This is a genomic window from Paenibacillus sp. CCS19 (genome assembly GCF_033239625.1).
GTDB lineage: Bacteria > Bacillota > Bacilli > Paenibacillales > Paenibacillaceae > Paenibacillus_T.
Map to the genome: position 1 here is coordinate 39,840 of NZ_BTCK01000041.1, position 19,717 is coordinate 59,556.

The following is a 19,717-nucleotide window of genomic DNA, read 5'->3' on the forward strand; positions in this document are numbered from 1 at the left end:
GTGTTTGAGTTACTCCGTATTAGGAGCCGCGTGCCCTTGTGGGGCACAACTTTTGTTCGAGCTTGTGCGTTGCTGCGCAACTTGTATGGCGTATAACCTTCAGAACAACAAAAGGACAACCCCAAATGGGGTTGTCCTTTTGTTGTTCTTAACCTAATAACTCGTTAGACTACTCCGCCTACCGAATTGCGTGTGATGACTTCGTGTGGCAAAATAACTTTCGCCTGCTCGACTGCTTCCTTCTTCATGAGTTTCGTCAGAAGGCGCATCGATACAGCGCCGATATCGTACATTGGCTGTGCAACCGTCGTCAACTGTGGACGCACCATCGATGCCATGCGGCTGTTGTCCACGCTGATGACCGAAATATTCTCAGGAACTTTCAAGCCTGCATCTTGGATGCTGTGAATAGCACCGATCGCCATCTCATCCGTAGCTGCGAATACCGCAGTTGGACGCTCTGGGAGCTCCAAGAAATATTTGACCGCTTCAACGCCGGATTCGTAGCGATAGTTGCCCGTGCGAACGAGCGACTCATCATACGTAATGCCTGCTTCTTCGATTGCGCGCTTATAGCCGTGGAAACGGGCATAGCCGTTCGACGGGTCTTGCAGCGTACCGCTGATCATCGCGATGCGGCGGTGGCCGTTCGCAATAAGCGCACGGACAGCATCATAAGCAGCTTCCTCGTGATTGATATCAACAGAAGGAATGACGCCATGCTCGTCCGTCGTCGCGCAGAGCACGACTGGCACGTTCGCCGTTTTAAACGCTTGCAGATGCTCGTCCGTTACAGCGCCGCCCATGAACAACAGGCCATCGACCTGCTTCTCCAGCAGCGTGTTAACAACACGAATTTCCTTCTCCTTGCGCTTATCGGCGTTGCACAAAATAATATTATAATGATACATGTTGGCAATATCTTCAATACCGCGCGCAACTTCAGCGAAGATCGCATTCGAAATGTCGGGAATAACTACGCCGACAGTCGTCGTCTTCTTGCTGGCCAAGCCGCGTGCAACTGCGTTCGGTCGATAGCCAAGGCGTTCGATCGCTTCGTATACTTTCTTGCGCGTCTGCGGCTTCACATTGGGGTTATTATTCACAACCCGCGATACTGTGGCCATGGATACGCCCGCTTCTCTTGCTACATCATAAATGGTTACCGTCACGGTCCTTCTCTCCATTGCTTCGTATTTTATCGCACATCATTTTACCGTAATGATACGACAAAAATTTACTTTCCGCAATGTTCACGGAGATGTTCCTCTAGCGAATCATACGTAATATGCCAGTGCGAGGTATTCCAAACCGACTTCCCATCCACGATTAGAATCGCTTGCGGGGATGCATGCGTAATTCTTGTATGCTCTGCTACGGCGTTCGAGACAGGGCGATGTTCCACAACATGCACGAGCGCTTGACGAATGCCGCTGTCCTGATGATCACTCACCCACCTCCTCCAAGCCTGGAATGCTTCGGCGCTGATTGGACAACGCGTGCTGTGCTTGAAGATGAGGAGAGGCTTATCGGTCACTGCTGCTGCAGTCTCCCACTGCTCTACGGTGGACAATACATCATAGTCGGACATGTCATTCCCCCCAATTAGTAGCATTCCCATCCTTCAACCTAACGATTATACACTAGTGTTTACGGTGCGATGGTGCTTCTATGTATAGAGGCTTTATGACTTAGCTGTGTCAAACGCTTGGAAATTTCATTCTTCCATTCATTGTCACCGAATTTCTCGGCAAGCGAATAAAGATCAAGCAGCATATCGATTCGCTCCCCAGCGAGCCGATCGACTAAAGCCGGATCCGGCTGCTTCTTGTGAGCATTGAATGCTTCCACTAATAAATTCGCCCATTCGTTCCAATCATCGAAACGAAAGGATTGTTTCTCTGGTTGTGCGCCCAGCGTACCGATCAAACCGGTCAAATCCGTCTTAACCACAGGATATACCTCACTGCGGCTGCACGCCTTGCAAGTATACACGGGAACGTTATCAATTTCCACTTTGCCTGAATAAATGACGGTACGAAGCTTCATTCGCATCGTCTCACCACATGAACACGTCTTTAGCAACTAGAGTCACTCCTTCACCGGAAGGGCAGTACGCCGCTTTAATGCAACGTAGACTGATTCGACTTTCGTTACATAAAATCCTTCTCATAAACGCTTGTAAGTTTTGCTAGTTCGCCACACGCCGCCAACATCGTCTAATAGCTGGAATGCCCACCAGCGATACGGCAGCGAATGCTCCTATCGCATCATGCAGAAGGTCATGATAGTCCGACGTACGTCCGTCTATAAACCGCTGATGGTATTCATCCGTTATCCCGTACAGCGTGCACAATAGAACGATTATGATCTTAACGGACACCCGATCTGAACGCTCGCCGCCATAATAATCAAATGCCAACGCTAACACGAAATATGCGACGTAATGTCCCCAATCAAAGCCTTCCATCGCAGGGAACAATTCCTGAAACCATGGCAGAAAAACTGTATTCATCTCGCTGCTTGGCTGATCTGATAGCCAATAAATAGCACCCATCACCAGAATAGCCGGCAGCAGTCGAAATAACCGCAACCGCGATTGCTTCATTGCTTCACCTTCGATACAATTGAAGTGCTCATCCGTCTATAAACGTTACCCGCAGGATGAATGGAGAGGAGTTCACTAGAATGAGCCTACATAACCAGACTGTCATCTGTCTGCTTGATGACGAATTTGAAGATTTGGAACTGTGGTACCCGGTTTACCGCGTGCGCGAGGAAGGCGCAAAGGTGTTGTATGCCGGCCCTGTCAAAGGAAAGACCCATATCGGCAAATACGGCGTTCCTGCAACAGCCGATTTGTCCTATGACGAGCTGGACAGCGCAGCAATCGATGGCCTGCTTGTTCCCGGCGGCTGGGCGCCGGACAAAATTCGCCGTTTCCCCAAAGTGCTTGAGCTCGTACGTGAGCTTAACGAACAAAACAAGCCGATCGGGCAAATTTGTCATGCTGGCTGGGTGCTGGTCTCTGCGAAAATACTGAATGGCCGCAAAGTGACATCCACCCCAGGCATTCGCGACGATATGGAGAATGCAGGTGCTCAGTGGTTCGACGAGCCCGTTGTTGTCGACGGCAATCTCATCTCCGCTCGCAGACCGCCGGATCTTCCGGAATACGGTCAAGCGTTCGTCGAAGCTCTTCGTACGCGCGCTAAAGGTTAAAGACAGCAGCAGCCGGTCCTCCTTGCTTTACGCTGGAAGGCCGGCTGTTCTTTGGTTACAACAAACTTATAGCACCGATGCGTCGAAAGCTTTAAGCTTGTCGTGAATGTCTGCGCTTGTGCGGCAGCGCAGCAGCTCTGCGAACAGCGCGCGGCTCTCCTCCTGACAAGTGTGCAACAAACGTTCCTTCAGCTCAAGAATGGCATGCCCTGACATGCTAAGCTCGTCAACGTCGAGCGCAAGCCAGATCGGCAGCGCACTCAAGTCGCTTGCCATCTCTCCGCAGACCCCAACCTTGATGCCTTTGCTCTTCGCCGCTTCAACCGTCATTCTCAGCATACGCAAAATCGCAGGATGGAACGGATCGTACATGTAGGATATCTGCTCATTCATACGATCCACTGCGAGCGTGAACTGCACGAGATCGTTCGTGCCAATGCTGAAGAAGTCGACCTCCTCCGCCAACAGATCCGCAATCTGTACAGCCGCCGGCAGCTCAATCATAATGCCAGTCTGCAGTCCGTTATCATACGGAATGCCTTCCTCGCTCAGCTCCTGCATGACCTCTTTCAACAGACGATTCGCAGCCCGCACCTCCTCAACAGAGGAGATTAACGGATACATGATTTTGACCTGCCCGTAGTGACTAGCCCGTACGATCGCACGCAGCTGCGTCTTGAACAGATCGGTCCGGTCCAAGCTGATTCGGATCGCGCGATAACCGAGGAATGGATTGTCCTCCTCCGGCAGCTCGAAATAATCCAACTGCTTATCGCCGCCAACGTCAAGCGTTCGAATGATGAGCGGTTTGCCGTCAAGACGTTCCGCTACGGTGCGATACACATCGAACTGCTCATCCTCACGCGGGAAGCGCTGGCGGTCCATATATAGAAACTCGGTACGGAACAGTCCGACGCCATGCGCACCGCTGCTAAGCGCAACCTCCAGCTCCTTCAATGAGCTGATATTGGCTGCAAGCTCAAGCTTCTTGCCATCCGGCGTAACCGGCTGCACGTTGGCAAAGCCGCGAAGCCGCTGACGATCCTCTCGCTCCTGCTTCTGCAGTTCGCCATAGCGGTCCACTTCAGCAGGTGTTGGATCAAGAATAACAATGCCCTCCGAGCCGTCGATTACGAGCATTTCGCCCGTCTGGAAAGGATCGTCCTCCATCTCATCGATATCAAGACCGACAACTAGCGGAATGCCCAGTGCACGAGCCATAATGGCGGAATGCGACGTCGTACTGCCAGACAACGTTACGATGCCAAGCACGTGCTGCGGGTTCAGATGAGCCAGCTGCGACGGCGACAGCTCCTTCGCCACAAGGATGAACGGCTGTGTATCTGACGGCAATGTAATCTCCGGTGCGCCGAGCAGATGCTTCAGCAGCCGATTGCCGACATCCTTGATGTCGAGCGCTCGCTCCTTCATATATTCATCATCGAGCAGATCGAACATGGCGACGAAGTGGTCGATCGCTTCTTTGACCGCAACCTCTGCCGCCTTGTACTGCCGCTGAATCATCCCTTGAATCTCATTCATGAAAGCTGGATCATCCAGAATCGCAAGATGCGCATCGAAAATCGTCGTCTCCGCAGGTCCAACGACTTCGCGAAGCTCATCCTTCATCTGCTCGATCTCAAACTTCGAAGTACGAATTCCTTCATATAGGCGATCGAATTCGCGTGCTAGATCCGCGACATCGATTTTCTGGTCGGTCATTTCCCATTCCCAGTTGGGTAGAACGAACGATTTGCCGATTGCTATTCCAGGCGATGCTCCAATTCCGTTAATCATCGCTTCTCCCCCCACCGTCTCTCTCTGTTAAGACGACCGACATAATCGAAGCCTGGCCCTTCTTCACCGCTTTGAACGGTGCGAACCGCCATGTTTTGACCATATCGGAATTTGTAATAACCATCGGTGTCGCAAGCGACTTGCTCGCCTTGCGCACACGATTCAGATCAAAGCGGATGAGCAGTTGTCCGGGCATAACCGTCTCGCCTTCCTGCACAACCGCTTGAAAATATCCTTTGTCCGTCAGCTTGGAAGTCTCAATCCCAATATGCAGCAGCACATCAAGCCCAGATTCGGACCGAATGCCGATCGCATGCATCGTTGGGTATATCATGAGAACGGTACCTTTCACTGGCGAAACAAGCTCCCCCTTATCTGGCATGAACGCAACGCCCTGTCCAACCAGCTTGCCAGCGAATATCGGATCGGGCACATCCTCCAATGGCATCATACGGCCCTGCATAGGCGAACAGAACAGCACTTGCGATTGCCCGTTGCGAATGACCTTGTTCATCTCTTCCTTGATCAGTTCAGAGAAGGTGCCGAATACGACCTGTACATGCCCGCCGCCCAGTCGGATAACGCCTGCAGCGCCAAGATTGCGCAGCGCGTTAATATCCAGCTGCTTCTCATTGGACACCTTCAAGCGAAGTCGGGTGATGCACGCTTCCATCTGAACGATGTTCTCTTTGCCGCCGATCGCTTCAAGAATAAGCGGAGCACGGTAAGGAATGTCTCCTGCCCATTCATCGAGCTGCGAGCCTTCCTCCCGGCCAGGCGTCGGAATGCGGAACCGTCTGATCGCCCAGCGGAATAACACATAGTAGAAAATACCGAAAACAAGACCAATCGGAATAATAAGCCAACCGCGCGTTGCCAGATGTTCATTAAGCACGTAATCGATCGCGCCTGCGGAGAACGAGAAGCCATGACGAATGCCAAGCTCGTAAGTCACCCACATCATGACGCCCGACAACAGCGCATGCACGACGAACAAATACGGCGCAACGAACAAGAAGGCGAATTCCACCGGTTCCGTAACACCGGTCAGGAATGAAGCGAGCGCAGCGGTAAGAAAAGTTTTGCGAATTTTCGGCTTCAAGTCTTCGCGCGCCTCTTGAATGATCGCGAGCGCTATCGCAGGAAGCGCGAACATCATCGTTGGGTACAGACCTGCCATATAAGCGCCCGCTGTCGGATCGCCTGCGAAGAAACGCGGCAAATCACCGAAAGCAACGTTGCCATCCGCTGTTGTGTAACCACCAACCTGAAACCAGAAAACATGGTTCAACAGATGGTGCAAGCCAAATACGACGAGTATCCGATGGATAAACCCATATAAGAACACGCCGAAGCCGCCAGCAGAATTAACAATCTCGCCTAGATGAATTAAGCCGATCTGAATATCATCACTCACGCCAACCATCATCGATGAGAAAATTACTGCGAACACACTAACGAATAACGGAACAAATCGCGGTCCACCGAAAAACTGTATGTATTCGGGCAGCTTAATATTTTTGAATCGCTCGAAGCTAAGTCCTGATACAAGACCCATTATTGCGCCGATCAGAACAGTCGGTTCGATATCGGGATTACCTTTACTCGTAATTCCGCTATAAATGAACATGGCAACAAGTGCTGCCATCCCAGCCGTACCTGCATTACCAGACATACCCATTGCAACGCCTAGGGCGAATATATATGGCAAGAATGTAAAAATAGCTTGGCTGGCCAATGCCAAATAGTCGGCCATCTGAGGCAGATGGATCCGGTCCCACGGCAGCACGCTTAAGCTAAGAAATATGGATGCCGCAGGCAGAGCGATCATTGGCAGCATGAATGATCTGCCTAGCTGCTGCAGCCGTCCGAGCATGTTCACTCGCTGCTGCCTCCTCTCGTTTATCAAGGTGAAACGGGTTTCGCCATCCTGTTAACGGCGTAGTGCGTTTCATTCCGGAGAAATCCAAGCGAAAGTATAAAATGAAAATTTACATACTTCTTTGGTTTTTAGTAAAATCGTAAGCGCTGCTGCGCATTTTGTCAAAGAGATGCACGAAAGGTAAGGCTGTTTCCAGCATTTACGCCGAAAACAGCCTTGTCACTACTTCATTCAACCCTTAATGTTGATTCGACTCATATCCGCCAAAGTGCGAAATGACAGGGCCTGCTTGCTGGTATGCGTTCGTCGACTCATATACCGGATGCTGCCCTGTATGACTTTGTGCAGTGAAGCCTGTATGGATGTGGGATGCCCCAAAATGCTGCGGTTGGAAGTAGCCCTGATTGGATTGTTGGTTAAACACTTGATTCACAGGGCCTCTGTTATCCGGACCAGCTTGATAACCGTAACGGCTGATGACAGGACCTGCAGCATATTGATTGCCCACGCTAGATTGTTGTACATAGCTGTGCGATTGCTGCGGTTGGTGCTGTTGATGCAAGTCAGGACCAGCCTGCCATCCCACGCGCGAGATTACCGGACCAAGCGACTGGCTTGCCGGCGTGTATTGCTGGTACTGTTGATTGCCGCCAAACGAAGAATAATTCCCTTGGTTAAAATGTGAGTTCGATTGATAACCCGAAGGAATAACACCCGGTTGTCCGAAGCTTGGCTGGCTTAATTGGCCTTGGTAATGGGATTGCACATAATGGCCGCCGGATTGGAACGGTTGCTGCTGGCTGTTGGACTGAAACTGGGAGCCTTGCTGGTTGAATGGATACATTCTTTTGTCTCCTCCTTGAGTTGCTTGCATAAGTGAGGCTCCATTGAGGCGATGTGGCTTTAGCCATTATCCCACTCGGAAACCTGTCTTATTGTGGCAAGAGACATCGAATAATATCACGCCATTATTTGGATTTTCCTTGCGGCAGCAGAATGGAGTCTTCCACCTTGATACAGCGGTCCATCACGAAGAACAGGCCGCCCTCTTGGGCGATCGCAGCCGCTTCTTCATTGGCAATTCCAAGCTGCAGCCACAACGCCTTGGCGCCGATTGCAACAGCATCCTCGGCTACAGGCGGCGTATGCTCGCTGCGGCGAAAAACGTTAACGATATCGACGGGCTCCGGAATGTCGGCTAACGATGCATAACATTGCTCGCCAAGTATCGTCTCCGCGTTCGGGTTGACCGGAATAATCCGATAACCCTTCGCTTGCATCGCTTCGGCTACCATGTACGACGTACGATCCGGCTTGTCGGACAGACCAACAACAGCGATCGTATTCGACCGCTCCAGAAGCTCTTTCAGCTGCTCTCTTGAAGGATGTGCATATGCCATACGGATACAAGCCTCCCAGCCTATTCATATACGAACCTAACCAATACCAAAATCAACGACAACTGCACTAAAGGAATATATCCGAATTAACCGTAAATTACTCTACCCACTCTACTTGCGCGCCAAGCGCCTTCAAGTGATCGAAGTAGATCGGATACGACTTCGCAACATGATGCGCATCCTTGATGCGAAGCGGCTTCTGCGAACGCAGACCAACGATCGTAAGCGCCATAATGACGCGGTGATCGTAATGAGCGTCGATTTCAACGCCGCCTTCAACGCCTTCAGGACGACCATGTACGATAATTTCAGCCTGACGCTCTTCTACGTTCGCGCCTGCTTTGCGAAGCTCGTTCAAGTAATCGGTAATACGGTCGCACTCTTTGTAACGAAGATTCTCAACGTTATAGAAACGGGAAGTGCCTTCAGCGAATACAGCGGCTGCTACCATCGCGAGTACTGCGTCTGTCGCAACGTCGCCGTCGAACTCTACCGCTTTCAGCTTCTTATTGCCTTGTACGCGAACAACCGCGTCTTCGTGCGTCAGAGGCACATCCATCATGCGAAGCACGTCAACGATGGCGCGCTCGCCCTGCTTGCTCTTCTCTTCGAGACCGCGCAGTGTAACGTCTGATTCCGTCACAGCTGCAGCTGCAAGCACTGCAGCCGAACCTGGATAGTCGCCTTGCACGCGATACGTCTTCGCAGCATACTTCTGACGGCCTGGAATGCGGTAATGCATCAGATCTTCACTTGCATGAATGACGATGCCGGCTTGCTCAATGACTTCGAGCGTCTGACCGATAACGATTTTCGACTTCAGATCATGCAGCACTTCGATCTCGCTGTCTTCTTCGAGCAACGGCGTCAGGAACAGCAGTGCGCTCAGGAACTGCGAGCTGATGTTGCCGGATACCGTAATTTTGCCGCCCTTCAGGTTGCCGCCGCGGATCGTAATCGGCAGCTTGCCTTCACGGTGATCGATCTCTGCGCCAAGCTGTTTCAGCGAATCGATCAGGTCATCATGCGGACGTTTGCCGAGCGAATCCGGATACGTGTTCACGAACGTAATCTCAGGGCTCAGGGATGCGATAGCCATCAGGAAACGAAGTACCGCGCCAGCGTTTCCTACGTTCAGCTCTTTCACGCTGCTCGGACGGCTGCCGAAACCGGTAATGACGATTTTCTCATCGTCTTCTTCGATCGTTGCGCCAAGATCGCGAATGCAGCGGCGCATTGCATCGCTGTCTTCGCTATGTGCCGGGTAGTACACGGTGCTCGTGCCATCCGCAAGCGCTGCTACAAGCAAGTAGCGCGTCGTATAGTTCTTGGAAGAGAGTGCTTGAATATCACCTTGAAGCTTAGGTGTTGGGGTTACGATAACATCCATATTCGTCGAATCTCCTTTTATATTATGTAGTACAAGCTGCAGTCCACTGTTCAATAATTGCGCTGCACACATCGTCAGGCGTTAAACCGGTTGTATCGATGGACAGTGTGGCAAAATCGTACGCGGTTCTGCGTGCATCAAGCAAACGCCGTACGTTAGCGGCCGCATCGCCTTGCAGCAGCGGTCTGGAAGGATCATTGCCCACGCGCGCGATAATATGCGCTTCATCTGCCTTGAGCGCAACAACAAATGCGTTATCCAGCATGCAAGCCCGATTAATCTCGCGCAATACGGCGCCGCCGCCAGTCGCTATAACAGCTGATTGTTCTAATGCCATAAGCGCCTGTAGAGCAGCAGTCTCTACATCGCGGAAATAGTCTTCTCCACCTTCGGCGAACAGTTCGGGTATCGTCTTGCCTGACCGACGTTCGATCTCTTCATCCGAATCGATGCGCTGCCAGCCAAGCCGCTCCGCAAGCAGCCGCGACACCGTCGACTTGCCTGTCCCCATGAAACCTACAAGGACGATCTTGCCCGACGTACCTGCTGTGCTTGGTGCAGCCGATTGTGGATTGGGTTGTCCACTCATCTATAATCCCCCTAAAAGCTGTAAGCAAATTGCTTTCTACGTAAGCGCATACGGCCTTATCATACCATTTTTTCCGTAAAGCCGGGTATAAAAATCTTTCTTTTGCCGTAGAGATGATAGTAGTACATATGAAGTGGAAGGGGCCGTCGTCTATGAACGTCAATCCATCGTCGAATTCAAGCAACAATCCGGCAGCTGTCCGCGTAAGCAGACTGCTGGACAGCAGTTACCCGCTTACAAGAGATGATGTCATCTGGCTGCTGGAATTCATTAAAAAGAAAGTGGCTGACGCAGACCCGAAATTACTGGATCTGTCGCAGCCACATTTGCTTAAAACGTTTCATTCGTTCGCCGAAGCGTCCATGAGTCTCATTCAGCGGAAGAATGGCGACCATGAGGTCGACCGCCTCCGCCGTTGGCTGAAGGATGCAGTGGAAGGCGTGTCGTCCCCGTTACATTAGGACAACCCTCATCCTCCCCGCCTTCCTAAGCCATTAGTTGCTCATCCAGTTGTGGTGGAACGTGCCTTCTTTGTCCAGACGTTTGAACGTGTGAGCGCCGAAGTAGTCGCGTTGCGCTTGCAGCAGGTTAGCAGGCAGACGCTCCGTACGGTAGCTGTCGAAGTATGCGATCGCGCTTGCGAACGATGGCACTGGAATACCTTGTGCTACAGCCGTTCCTACAACTTCACGCCAAGCGCCTTGGTACGACTCTACGATCTCTTGGAAGTAAGGATCGAGGAGAAGGTTCGACAGCGCAGGGTTGCGGTCGTATGCATCTTTGATGTTCTGCAGGAAGCGGGCACGGATGATGCAGCCGCCGCGGAAGATCATTGCGATATCGCCGTAGCGCAGATCCCAGCCGTACTCATCGGAAGCGGCGCGCATTTGTGCGAAGCCTTGTGCATAGGAGCAGATTTTGCTCGCGAACAGCGCTTTGCGTACATTCTCGATGAATGCTGCTTTGTCGCCTTGGAATGGAGCAGGCTTAGGTCCTTTGAGCAGCTTGCTAGCTTGCACGCGCTCTTCTTTCATAGCGGACAGGAAACGTGCGAATACCGATTCCGTAATGATGGACAGCGGAACGCCCAGGTCGAGCGAGCTTTGGCTCGTCCATTTGCCTGTGCCCTTCTGGCCGGCGGAGTCGAGGATGACGTCAACCATCGGTTTGCCCGTCTCTGGATCGTACTTCGAGAAGATGTCAGCCGTGATCTCGATCAGGTAGCTGTCGAGTTCGCCTTTATTCCACTCTGTGAAGATTTCGTGCAGTTCTTTCGCGTCGAGGCCAAGAACCGATTGGAGCAGGTTGTACGCTTCGCAGATCAGCTGCATGTCGCCGTACTCGATGCCGTTGTGAACCATCTTGACGTAGTGGCCTGCGCCGTCCGGTCCGATATATGTGCAGCATGCGTCGCCGTTAACTTTGGCCGAGATAGCCGTCAGAATTGGCTCAACAAGTTTGTATGCCGACTCTTGTCCGCCTGGCATGATGGAAGGACCTTTCAGTGCGCCTTCTTCGCCGCCGGATACGCCCGTGCCGATGAAGCGGAAGCCTTTAGCTTCGAGGTCTTTGCTGCGGCGTTGCGTGTCAGGGAAGTATGCGTTGCCGCCGTCGATGATGATGTCGCCTTCCGCCAGGTGAGGAACGAGCGAATCGATCGTTGCGTCTGTACCTGCGCCAGCTTGAACCATGATCAGAATTTTGCGTGGAACTTCCAGGGAAGCTACAAACTCTTCAATGGAGTATGTAGGTACCAGGTTTTTGCCTGCTGCTTCTTGCATCAGATCGTCCGTTTTTTCACGGGAGCGATTGTATACGGATACGGTAAAACCTCTGCTCTCAATGTTAAGTGCCAGGTTTTTGCCCATTACGGCAAGGCCGATCACGCCGATTTGCTGTTTAGACATCTGTTTCTTCCATCCTTTATCTCTCATAATTTGTTTCACAATACATCCTATTGTACTCGTTTTATCCGCTGATGAAAACTGTCGTTTAGGAAAAAAGCGCCTTCATTCATTACTTTTTCTAATCGCATTATTAAGTCTTTGTTATTCATGGCATGACAAGATACCCTTTATCCACTTATTTGTTAGCTTATCTCACTCCGATCGAAACGCACTGAACACCCCGGTAAGGACCGCTACAGTCGCTGCCCCCGCCAATAATCTTTTATCCTTTCCAGATTATCACCGATCATTATTATTTCTGATATGGAAAAAGCAGGTTCGACGCCATGATGGCCGCCTCCCCTGCTTTAGCGTAAATTTGCTGCCTGAATCTATCTGCAATTCGTCACAGCTCCAGCTGGAGCATCTCCGTCCGAAGTCCGACAAGCTTCTCCTTCGACGATGTAATCGTCTCCTCATCATTGTTCGACAACGCCTCGTATAGTACCGACAGTTCATAGTCGAGCTCGTAGCGCAGAACGATGGCCCGCTCCTCCGCTCTTTTCGACTGGAACGCCTGAATCATCTCTTCAATCGTTACAAACGGCTTTTTCTGATAAATAATCCGATGTTCCATGCCGGACACCTCCACTAAACGTATAATTTCACCGAACATAATGTTCTCGATAACGATTTGACGATCTTTAATCCGCTTCACGACCGCGTGGCCGCGTGTGTCGTTGATCAGCTTCTCAATTAACTCCGACAGCTTCTCGTCCTTAATCAAATAGTCGCCAACAATCTTATAACGCTGCTTGATTCGCTGGAATCGCAGCTTGACGAGCTTGCGCCCTGTGCGAATCGAAATAAGAAACTGGTACTCCGTCTCGCTCCAATACAGAGAGTAGCCTTCCTGAATCAGATCCCGAATGAGATTCTGGATTTGCCGGCGGTCGAATCGCAGCTCCAAATTGCAATATTCAACTTCGTGGCTCTTGTTCAACGGCAATCCCTCCCTTGCTTCGGTGATGATCAATCAGTAATTGGCGAAATGTTCTGACAATTACCTCTCGTATCTAGTTTATACTTCATCTTATGTTCTGGCAACTTGGATTATTGACTATTTTTGAACGTTGGAGCGCCCGTTTTGTCCCGGCCGTAGACAAATCGACAATCCAGCGCGTGCTGTGACAATTACTTGTTGAAGAAGAGGGGTATTGTCATCCTATTCACCCTCCCCGCTCCAATATCCATCATCCGCAAAAAAAGTTCTTGCTCTGCGCGTCCGAAAATGCAAACCTCTCTGTTCAGGTGCAAAAAGAGGACGAAACAGCCGCTTCGACTGGATCGTCCTTCGAATTGTTAGGCCGCAACTAACCGCTAACGGCCTGTCGGCTTGGACGCAGCACTACCGCACCGAAAGCAAGCAGTACGACTGCGAACAGCAGAATAATTAATACAGGGACAGTAACAGCGTTTATCCCGCTGCCGCTGGATAGCCGATCAGCCGCCTCCAGCAGCCACTTCTGAGGCGTGAAATTGGCCAGCTTCTGCATGAAATCCGGCATGATGGAGATCGGCCAGAAACATCCTCCCAGCATACACGTCGGCGTAATCACCAGATTGCCTATACCGCTTAGCTGCATACTGTTGCGTACGAGGCCTGCAATTGCACTTGCTAGACCAACCGAAGTAATAAGGAAACATTCCAACAGCAGGAGCAGCATAAGTGGAGAGAAGCCAGGATCATAACCAAATACGAAGCAGCACAAGCCGACCATTACAATAAGCTGCATCGTCCCTACGGCTGCACTGCCAAGAAAGTTGCCGAGTGCGATCTCATACCCGCGAACAGGCGCGGTGAACATACGCGCCATCGTTCGATGCTCGCGATCTTCCATTATTAAAGAGACGGATTTCATGACGAGCAGCAGCACGAACAACAACATGAGCCCGATAACTTCAGGATTAGCGATCGTGCTGCCGATTTGCAGATCCGCATCATGCATAGCTATCCGATTCTCATGTACAGTTGCCAGCAGATGATCAAGGTTCTCCTTATTCAACTCGCCGGTCTGAGCCAGAAGAGAAGCCGCATGATTCATCCGATCCGTCTCTGCTTCCAGCGACAGCGCGAGGGATGCGTTCCACAGCTGTTCGTTCATTCGATACAAAATCACGGTCGGCGATTGACCCGCTAGCAGCTGTTCGGAATAAGCTGCCGGAATAATGATAGCAGCGTCTATATTCCCTACTTCGATCGCTTGCTTCAATTGCTCTTCCGTTCCCGAAGTAACCGTAGTAATCTCGTACTTCGGCTCGATCTCAAGCTGCTTGCCGATCATTGAACCATAGGCTCCTTTATCTTGATTCAAGACGGTCAGCTTCGGCTCCGTTTGGCTGGATGATGCGAATAACGCGACAATGCCAGCGAGCACAGCAGCCGGGAGCAGCAGACTCATTATGATATCGCGCCTCGTAGACAGGACCCGCCGTATGAGCAGCAGCGCAATTGTAAGACTAGGCATTGACCTTCACCACCTTCGACATTCTTACTGCACCAATTGCCAGAAGAACAACTGCAATACTCGCGAGTACACCGATCGGCATCCATAGATCAGTGCCAAGCTCGCCGTTCATGATGCCTCTTAACCCCTTGGTCGACCAATAATTCAGTGTAAACTTGCCAAGCTCGCCAACCGTTCCATCGAGATTCGCCACCATGCCGCCGCTTAGGAAGGTTGCGATGAAAATAAAGATGCTGTAGAAAGAACGGAACGCTTGGTGCGACTTGAAGAAGGAAGCGATGACGATCGCACAGCCGATGCCGGCGGCGATCGATAATAGGCAGACCAGCGCGGTCAGGTCGAGGCGATTGCCCCAATCTACATCGTACACAAACGTTGTGAAGGCGATGATGACGATCGACTGCACGATTCCGAAGCAGACGACACCAGCCAGTTTCCCGTAGACGACCATATTGAACCGAGAGGGCTGCGTATAGATTCGCTGGAGCGTGAAGTTCTGCTTCTCATTCTGCAAAACAATGGTCCCGGTCATTCCCGCATACAGCAGAAACATAATGAGATTCGACACTGCGTAATATTGATTCGCATTCACCGTACCGAACAAATGCTCCGCGCTCACGCCAAGCGTTCCGATTTGCACGGTCTTTGAGGAAGCATCCGTGCTCCCATTCTCCGTATCGCTCGATGCATCGCCTAAGCCATTGATTGACGCAGATTGCTTCAAGTTCATCTCTGACAAATACCGATCTGCCACTGCCCGCACCGCAATGTTGCGAGAATCATCATGTCCTGGCATCAGGACCCATTGAGCTGGTTGGCCTGCCGTGACAGCTTCCGAGAACCCCTCTCGAATGACGACGCCATAGTCGAAACGTCCGCTCTCGACGGACTGACGCGTCTCCTCCTCAGATCGCGTAATCTCCACAGCCGCATAGGCTGTCACTTGCTCGGAATGCCAATACTCTTGGATCGAACTGCTCAGAGCTCCTGTGTCTTCAATGAACAGTCCGACCTTGGCAGGCTTCATCTCTCCGCCGAACGCATGCCCGAGCAGCAGAATCAAGACAAGCGGCTGAAGGAACAACGTCAATATTAAGTTCCGCATCCGACAGAGCGATATAATCTGGTATTGGGCTGCCGTTAAGAATGCACGCATAATCGTTCTCCTCCTTCAACCCTTATTGATCCCGCAGCGATCGGCCCGTTAATTGCAGAAACAGCGTCTCGAGCCCCGGCTCGGTTCGCGTCATCGTACGAAGCGAAATGCCGTATTTGTGAAAAATAAATAAAATGTCCTGCAATATCGCGGCCGAATCTTTGCAAATCACTTCAATGATGCCGTCGCCGATGGAGCCGGCCTGCTTGACGCGGGGGAGACTGTTGATTTCTTCTAAGGCCTGCGGCTCTTCGCGATCAAGCTCGAATGCCAGCTTCGTATCCTGCCCTGCTTGTAGGCGCAGCTGCTCTTTGGTCCCGCAAGCAATCAACTTGCCTTGGTCCATGACGCCGACGCGCGTGCAGATCGTTTCTACCTCTTCCATATAGTGACTCGTATAGATAATCGTAGAACCAAGCCTGTTCAACGTGCGCACCGATTCGAGAATATGGTTGCGAGACTGCGGATCAATGCCGACGGTCGGCTCATCCATAATGATCAGCTTCGGCCGATGCACGATCGCACAAGCGATGTTCAGCCTGCGCTTCATGCCGCCCGAGAAGGTCGACGGTTTATCCTTCGCGCGGTCGAGCAGACCAACGAACAACAGCGCTTCGTCAACCCGTTCCTTCAACTGCGCGCCACGCAGTCCGTACAGCTTGCCGAAGAACGTTACATTTTCTCTAGCCGTCAAGTTCAAATAAATCGCCAACTCCTGCGGAACAAGCCCGATCTGACGTTTCACTTCGATCGGTCTATTCTTAATCGAGCTGCCGCCGACCGTAATGTCGCCGCCGTTCAAATCAAGCAGTCCGGACAACATCCCGATCGTCGTACTCTTGCCAGCGCCGTTCGGGCCGAGCAATCCGAAAATTTCGCCTTCCTCGATATCCAGCGTAAGATGGTTAACGGTCATCACCGAATCGTATTTCTTTACGACCTCGCGAAAATGAACAAATGCATTCATCGTACCGGTTCACTCCTCATATCCGTTCTATTGCTCTCATTGTATAATGCTGGATGCTCGACGACAGGTATAGAAAGTCATCACATGCAGGTGACGAAAGTCATCTTTCTTCATCCAAACCTCATCCGAACCTCAAAACAGATATGCTATAATGGGACAAAAAGTCAGATGGAGAAACGCCGAGATGACGCTGTTCATGACATGGCTACGCCATTTATTCATCATCATCCCCGCGGCCGCCACACTGCTGGACCGTCCCGTGGATCAATCAACGAGCCTATTCGTCATCTGTGTCCTGCTCTCGATTCTCGCAGTCAAATTAGGGGAATTGCTGCCGCGAATGGCGGCTCTGCTTGCTGCATGCGAGCTAATCGGCTTCGGTGCAATGTCTTACAGCTGGGGAGGCTATCTGTTCCTGCTGCCCTACTCAACCTTGATCGCGATCTACTCCTTGTCATTCAAATCTAAGAGCTTAACGGCATGGGCGGTCGGCGGACTTGCGGTTCAGATCAGCGCCATGAACGGCAGAGAACCGGAATTGATGTTAACAGCCAGTCTATTATGGCTGCTGTTATCAGCCGTTCTTACGGCTTCCAAACAGTATGAAGAAAAGCGGAATCAGACGGAGCAATTGTATGACCGGCTTGCCCAGCATCATGAAGAGCTGGGAGCGGCGCGGCGGCGCGCTCAAGAATATGCCGCACAGATCGAGCAATATGCGCAGACGGAAGAACGCAATCGGATCGCAAGAGACATTCACGATGATCTGGGACATCGGCTCATTCGGGTCAAAATGATGTCGGAAGCCGCGCTGCATCTATTCGATCATGATGCGGATCGCGCGCGCGCGATCGTCGAGCAAATACGCGACCAGTTGCAGGACAGCATGGATCGAATGCGGCATACGGTACGCAAACTGTCGGCTCCCGAACAAGAGAGCCGCGTCTACTCGCTCGACAAGCTCGTCCAGGAGGCCGGCGAAACGCTCGGGATTGAAGTCCTATTTGCGATTACCGGTCGTCCTGAGCAGCTGTACCCGAGTATAGAATACGTGCTGTACCGCAATGCGCAGGAAGCCATAACGAATGCGGTACGCCACGGCGGCGCAGTCCGAGTCGAGGTGAATTTGGATTTTCAGCCTGGCGGAGTTGCAATGTCTGTTGAGAATGACGGCGCGCTGCCGTCTGGGCCATTAACAACCGGCATCGGCATGCGAGGCATGCAAGAGCGTGCAGCGCTTGTCGGCGGCAGGATTACCTGCCGTGCGGAGGGCCGGTTCTCGGTCATGACGTGGATTCCAAGTCATTCGCAATCCCATGCCAAGACCCAAGGGGGATGAAAACTGTGATTTCCGTACTTATCGTTGATGATGATCCTTTCATTCGCGAGAGCATGAAGGTTATACTGGACCTCGACGTTGAATTGTCTGTCGCGGGTACGTGCCAAGACGGCCAGGCTGCTTATGAATTCGTGCAGCAGCAGTCCGTCGATGTCGTGCTGATGGACATGCGGATGCCAGGGTGTGATGGCGTAGAAGGCACGCGATTAATTAAATCGCTCCCTCGATCGCCTGCTATCCTCGTCCTAACGACGTTCGATGACGATGAATATATTGCAGCCGCCATTCGGAACGGCGCCAACGGTTATTTGCTCAAGAATGTACCGCCAAGCCGTATCATCAGCGGAATCAAAACGGTTCATGACGGCACGCTGCTAATCCATCCGGATATTGCCCGCAAGCTGGCCGGCATGATCGGCTCTGGTGCGGCGGATAGTGGTTCTAGCACGAAGTCTTCGGCCGATAGTGAGCAGGAACGGGATTTGACGCGATACGGCCTGACAGCAGCTGAGCAATCGATCGTCCGACATATCGCCGACGGCTTATCGAACAAGGAAATCGCTGCAGCTCTATTCTTAAGCGAAGGCACTGTGAAGAACTATATTTCGGAAATATTAGATAAACTGGAGCTGCGCGACCGAACGCAAATTGCTATTTTCTATTTGAAATTACGTGGATAAATGGAATTGGAGTGAAATCAACTATGACAACGACAACGAATACGACAGCAGCAAATCCAACAACAGCATTGCCTGTGGCGCAATTGAGTGAAGCAGGTTTCGTGCAGGATGACTTCGCGACGTTCAAGATCGATGGACTGGAGCAGCGCATGGCTGCAATCCAATCGCGAATTCAACCTAAGTTTCGCGCGCTTGGCGAGCGTCTGACACATGAGCTGATGCCTGCTGCAGGAGACGAGCTGTTCCTGCACGTCGCCAAGCATGCTCGCCGGACGGTCAATGCGCCGAAGGACACGTGGATGGCGCTGTGCAACAATAAGCGCGGCTATAAGCAGCATCCGCATTTTCAGCTGGGGCTGTTCGATGATCATCTGTTCCTGTGGCTCGCGTTCATCTACGAGCTGCCGAACAAATCCGCCATCGCGTCCGCTCTGCTAGGCGAGCTGGATACGGTCATCCGTACGGTGCCAAGCGACTATGTGGTTTCGTTCGATCACATGAAGAAGGACAGCATGCCTGTTGCAGGCATGACGGAGTCGGACTGGCGCGCTGCGCTGACCCGCTTCCGCGACGTGAAGTCGGCGGAATTGCTAATCGGGCGTCACCTGAAGCCGGGAGATGCAACTGTGCAAAGCGGCGAGAAGCTGCTGGCGAACGCTATCGAGACGTATGAAACGCTGATGCCGCTTTATAGGGTGGCGATGAGGTAGAGGTATTTTACTGACTCGTGAGACTTTCACCGTTCGGACCACACTACGCGGGCAAATGTTCTAAGGGCGCTTCGCTCGGTCACACTTCGCAGACAAATGTTCTTTCGATCGCTGATATGAACGAAACTTGTCAACCCTACGCTATAACTGGTGTTTCAGAATACAAAAATA

At 51.8% G+C, this 19,717-nt stretch carries 20 protein-coding genes; 5 read left to right on the forward strand and 15 right to left on the reverse strand.

Annotated elements, in window-relative coordinates:
- Positions 1 to 164: 164 nt before the first annotated feature.
- From ccpA to SBI19_RS23000, 4 genes are all read right to left on the reverse strand, one after another.
- Complete coding sequence (ccpA, locus tag SBI19_RS22985) at positions 165 to 1,172, reverse strand: catabolite control protein A (RefSeq protein ID WP_317971865.1); 1,008 nt, start codon at positions 1,170 to 1,172, stop codon at positions 165 to 167.
- 65 nt (positions 1,173 to 1,237) lie between these two features.
- The gene (gene ytxJ, locus SBI19_RS22990) at positions 1,238 to 1,591 is read right to left on the reverse strand and encodes a bacillithiol system redox-active protein YtxJ (RefSeq protein WP_317971866.1); all 354 of its coding nucleotides are present in this window, start codon (positions 1,589 to 1,591) and stop codon (positions 1,238 to 1,240) included.
- Positions 1,592 to 1,650: 59 nt separating this feature from the next.
- Positions 1,651 to 2,055, reverse strand: coding sequence for a hypothetical protein (locus SBI19_RS22995; protein WP_317971867.1), 405 nt, complete (start codon positions 2,053 to 2,055; stop codon positions 1,651 to 1,653).
- Between the two features lie 136 nt (positions 2,056 to 2,191).
- Complete coding sequence (locus SBI19_RS23000; RefSeq protein WP_317971868.1) at positions 2,192 to 2,608, reverse strand: VanZ family protein; 417 nt, start codon at positions 2,606 to 2,608, stop codon at positions 2,192 to 2,194.
- An 80-nt stretch (positions 2,609 to 2,688) separates the two neighbouring features.
- Here SBI19_RS23000 and SBI19_RS23005 point away from each other — a divergent pair, with 80 nt between their 5' ends.
- Entirely contained in the window at positions 2,689 to 3,222 is a 534-nt protein-coding gene (locus SBI19_RS23005; RefSeq protein ID WP_317971869.1) for a type 1 glutamine amidotransferase domain-containing protein, read from the forward strand.
- Positions 3,223 to 3,288: 66 nt separating this feature from the next.
- Here SBI19_RS23005 and ptsP read toward each other — a convergent pair whose 3' ends face one another.
- The 6 genes from ptsP to SBI19_RS23035 all read right to left on the reverse strand — a co-directional run bounded on the left by ptsP (position 3,289) and on the right by SBI19_RS23035 (position 10,280).
- Positions 3,289 to 5,019 carry a phosphoenolpyruvate--protein phosphotransferase gene (gene ptsP, locus SBI19_RS23010; protein WP_317971870.1) on the reverse strand — a complete coding sequence of 577 codons (1,731 nt, stop codon included), beginning with the start codon at positions 5,017 to 5,019 and terminating at the stop codon, positions 3,289 to 3,291.
- Positions 5,012 to 6,901 (reverse strand): glucose PTS transporter subunit IIA, encoded by a 1,890-nt coding sequence (locus tag SBI19_RS23015; RefSeq protein WP_317971871.1) that lies wholly within the window; start codon positions 6,899 to 6,901, stop codon positions 5,012 to 5,014. The genes ptsP and SBI19_RS23015 overlap by 8 nt, the downstream gene beginning before the upstream one ends.
- A gap of 238 nt (positions 6,902 to 7,139) precedes the next feature.
- Entirely contained in the window at positions 7,140 to 7,745 is a 606-nt protein-coding gene (locus tag SBI19_RS23020) for a hypothetical protein (protein ID WP_317971872.1), read from the reverse strand.
- A gap of 124 nt (positions 7,746 to 7,869) precedes the next feature.
- On the reverse strand, positions 7,870 to 8,301 hold the full coding sequence (locus SBI19_RS23025) for a CoA-binding protein (protein ID WP_317971873.1): 432 nt from the start codon (positions 8,299 to 8,301) through the stop codon (positions 7,870 to 7,872).
- Between the two features lie 97 nt (positions 8,302 to 8,398).
- Positions 8,399 to 9,691: a 3-phosphoshikimate 1-carboxyvinyltransferase gene (aroA, locus tag SBI19_RS23030; protein ID WP_317971874.1), complete on the reverse strand. Its 1,293-nt coding sequence runs from the start codon at positions 9,689 to 9,691 to the stop codon at positions 8,399 to 8,401.
- 22 nt (positions 9,692 to 9,713) lie between these two features.
- Positions 9,714 to 10,280 (reverse strand): shikimate kinase, encoded by a 567-nt coding sequence (locus tag SBI19_RS23035; protein WP_317971875.1) that lies wholly within the window; start codon positions 10,278 to 10,280, stop codon positions 9,714 to 9,716.
- 152 nt (positions 10,281 to 10,432) lie between these two features.
- Between SBI19_RS23035 and SBI19_RS23040 the strand changes: the two genes are divergently transcribed.
- Positions 10,433 to 10,741 (forward strand): hypothetical protein, encoded by a 309-nt coding sequence (locus SBI19_RS23040; RefSeq protein WP_317971876.1) that lies wholly within the window; start codon positions 10,433 to 10,435, stop codon positions 10,739 to 10,741.
- Between the two features lie 33 nt (positions 10,742 to 10,774).
- On the opposite strand, the gene gndA is transcribed toward SBI19_RS23040, so the two are convergent.
- The 5 genes from gndA to SBI19_RS23065 all read right to left on the reverse strand — a co-directional run bounded on the left by gndA (position 10,775) and on the right by SBI19_RS23065 (position 16,817).
- On the reverse strand, positions 10,775 to 12,187 hold the full coding sequence (gndA, locus tag SBI19_RS23045; protein WP_317971877.1) for an NADP-dependent phosphogluconate dehydrogenase: 1,413 nt from the start codon (positions 12,185 to 12,187) through the stop codon (positions 10,775 to 10,777).
- A 385-nt stretch (positions 12,188 to 12,572) separates the two neighbouring features.
- Positions 12,573 to 13,169 (reverse strand): hypothetical protein, encoded by a 597-nt coding sequence (locus SBI19_RS23050; protein ID WP_317971878.1) that lies wholly within the window; start codon positions 13,167 to 13,169, stop codon positions 12,573 to 12,575.
- Between the two features lie 370 nt (positions 13,170 to 13,539).
- A complete protein-coding gene (locus SBI19_RS23055; RefSeq protein ID WP_317971879.1) occupies positions 13,540 to 14,694 on the reverse strand; it encodes an ABC transporter permease in 1,155 nt (384 codons plus the stop codon).
- On the reverse strand, positions 14,687 to 15,850 hold the full coding sequence (locus SBI19_RS23060) for an ABC transporter permease (protein WP_317971880.1): 1,164 nt from the start codon (positions 15,848 to 15,850) through the stop codon (positions 14,687 to 14,689). The genes SBI19_RS23055 and SBI19_RS23060 overlap by 8 nt, the downstream gene beginning before the upstream one ends.
- A gap of 22 nt (positions 15,851 to 15,872) precedes the next feature.
- A complete protein-coding gene (locus SBI19_RS23065; RefSeq protein ID WP_317971881.1) occupies positions 15,873 to 16,817 on the reverse strand; it encodes an ABC transporter ATP-binding protein in 945 nt (314 codons plus the stop codon).
- Between the two features lie 184 nt (positions 16,818 to 17,001).
- On the opposite strand from SBI19_RS23065, the gene SBI19_RS23070 reads away from it, so the two are divergent.
- The 3 genes from SBI19_RS23070 to SBI19_RS23080 are packed head-to-tail and all read left to right on the forward strand — an operon-like array spanning position 17,002 to position 19,546.
- On the forward strand, positions 17,002 to 18,156 hold the full coding sequence (locus SBI19_RS23070; protein ID WP_317971882.1) for a sensor histidine kinase: 1,155 nt from the start codon (positions 17,002 to 17,004) through the stop codon (positions 18,154 to 18,156).
- Positions 18,157 to 18,161: 5 nt separating this feature from the next.
- On the forward strand, positions 18,162 to 18,836 hold the full coding sequence (locus tag SBI19_RS23075; RefSeq protein WP_317971884.1) for a response regulator transcription factor: 675 nt from the start codon (positions 18,162 to 18,164) through the stop codon (positions 18,834 to 18,836).
- 23 nt (positions 18,837 to 18,859) lie between these two features.
- Positions 18,860 to 19,546 carry a DUF1054 domain-containing protein gene (locus SBI19_RS23080; RefSeq protein WP_317971883.1) on the forward strand — a complete coding sequence of 229 codons (687 nt, stop codon included), beginning with the start codon at positions 18,860 to 18,862 and terminating at the stop codon, positions 19,544 to 19,546.
- The last annotated feature ends 171 nt before the right edge of the window (positions 19,547 to 19,717 follow it).

Coding starts and splice junctions, on each gene's coding strand:
- ytxJ (WP_317971866.1), bottom strand. CDS start 1,591: ATGTCCGACTATGATGTATTGTCCACCGTAGAGCAGTGGGAGACTGCA.
- SBI19_RS22995 (WP_317971867.1), bottom strand. CDS start 2,055: ATGCGAATGAAGCTTCGTACCGTCATTTATTCAGGCAAAGTGGAAATT.
- SBI19_RS23000 (WP_317971868.1), bottom strand. CDS start 2,608: ATGAAGCAATCGCGGTTGCGGTTATTTCGACTGCTGCCGGCTATTCTG.
- SBI19_RS23005 (WP_317971869.1), top strand. CDS start 2,689: ATGAGCCTACATAACCAGACTGTCATCTGTCTGCTTGATGACGAATTT.
- ptsP (WP_317971870.1), bottom strand. CDS start 5,019: ATGATTAACGGAATTGGAGCATCGCCTGGAATAGCAATCGGCAAATCG.
- SBI19_RS23020 (WP_317971872.1), bottom strand. CDS start 7,745: ATGTATCCATTCAACCAGCAAGGCTCCCAGTTTCAGTCCAACAGCCAG.
- SBI19_RS23025 (WP_317971873.1), bottom strand. CDS start 8,301: ATGGCATATGCACATCCTTCAAGAGAGCAGCTGAAAGAGCTTCTGGAG.
- aroA (WP_317971874.1), bottom strand. CDS start 9,691: ATGGATGTTATCGTAACCCCAACACCTAAGCTTCAAGGTGATATTCAA.
- SBI19_RS23035 (WP_317971875.1), bottom strand. CDS start 10,280: ATGAGTGGACAACCCAATCCACAATCGGCTGCACCAAGCACAGCAGGT.
- SBI19_RS23040 (WP_317971876.1), top strand. CDS start 10,433: ATGAACGTCAATCCATCGTCGAATTCAAGCAACAATCCGGCAGCTGTC.
- gndA (WP_317971877.1), bottom strand. CDS start 12,187: ATGTCTAAACAGCAAATCGGCGTGATCGGCCTTGCCGTAATGGGCAAA.
- SBI19_RS23055 (WP_317971879.1), bottom strand. CDS start 14,694: ATGCCTAGTCTTACAATTGCGCTGCTGCTCATACGGCGGGTCCTGTCT.
- SBI19_RS23060 (WP_317971880.1), bottom strand. CDS start 15,850: ATGCGTGCATTCTTAACGGCAGCCCAATACCAGATTATATCGCTCTGT.
- SBI19_RS23065 (WP_317971881.1), bottom strand. CDS start 16,817: ATGAATGCATTTGTTCATTTTCGCGAGGTCGTAAAGAAATACGATTCG.
- SBI19_RS23070 (WP_317971882.1), top strand. CDS start 17,002: ATGACGCTGTTCATGACATGGCTACGCCATTTATTCATCATCATCCCC.
- SBI19_RS23080 (WP_317971883.1), top strand. CDS start 18,860: ATGACAACGACAACGAATACGACAGCAGCAAATCCAACAACAGCATTG.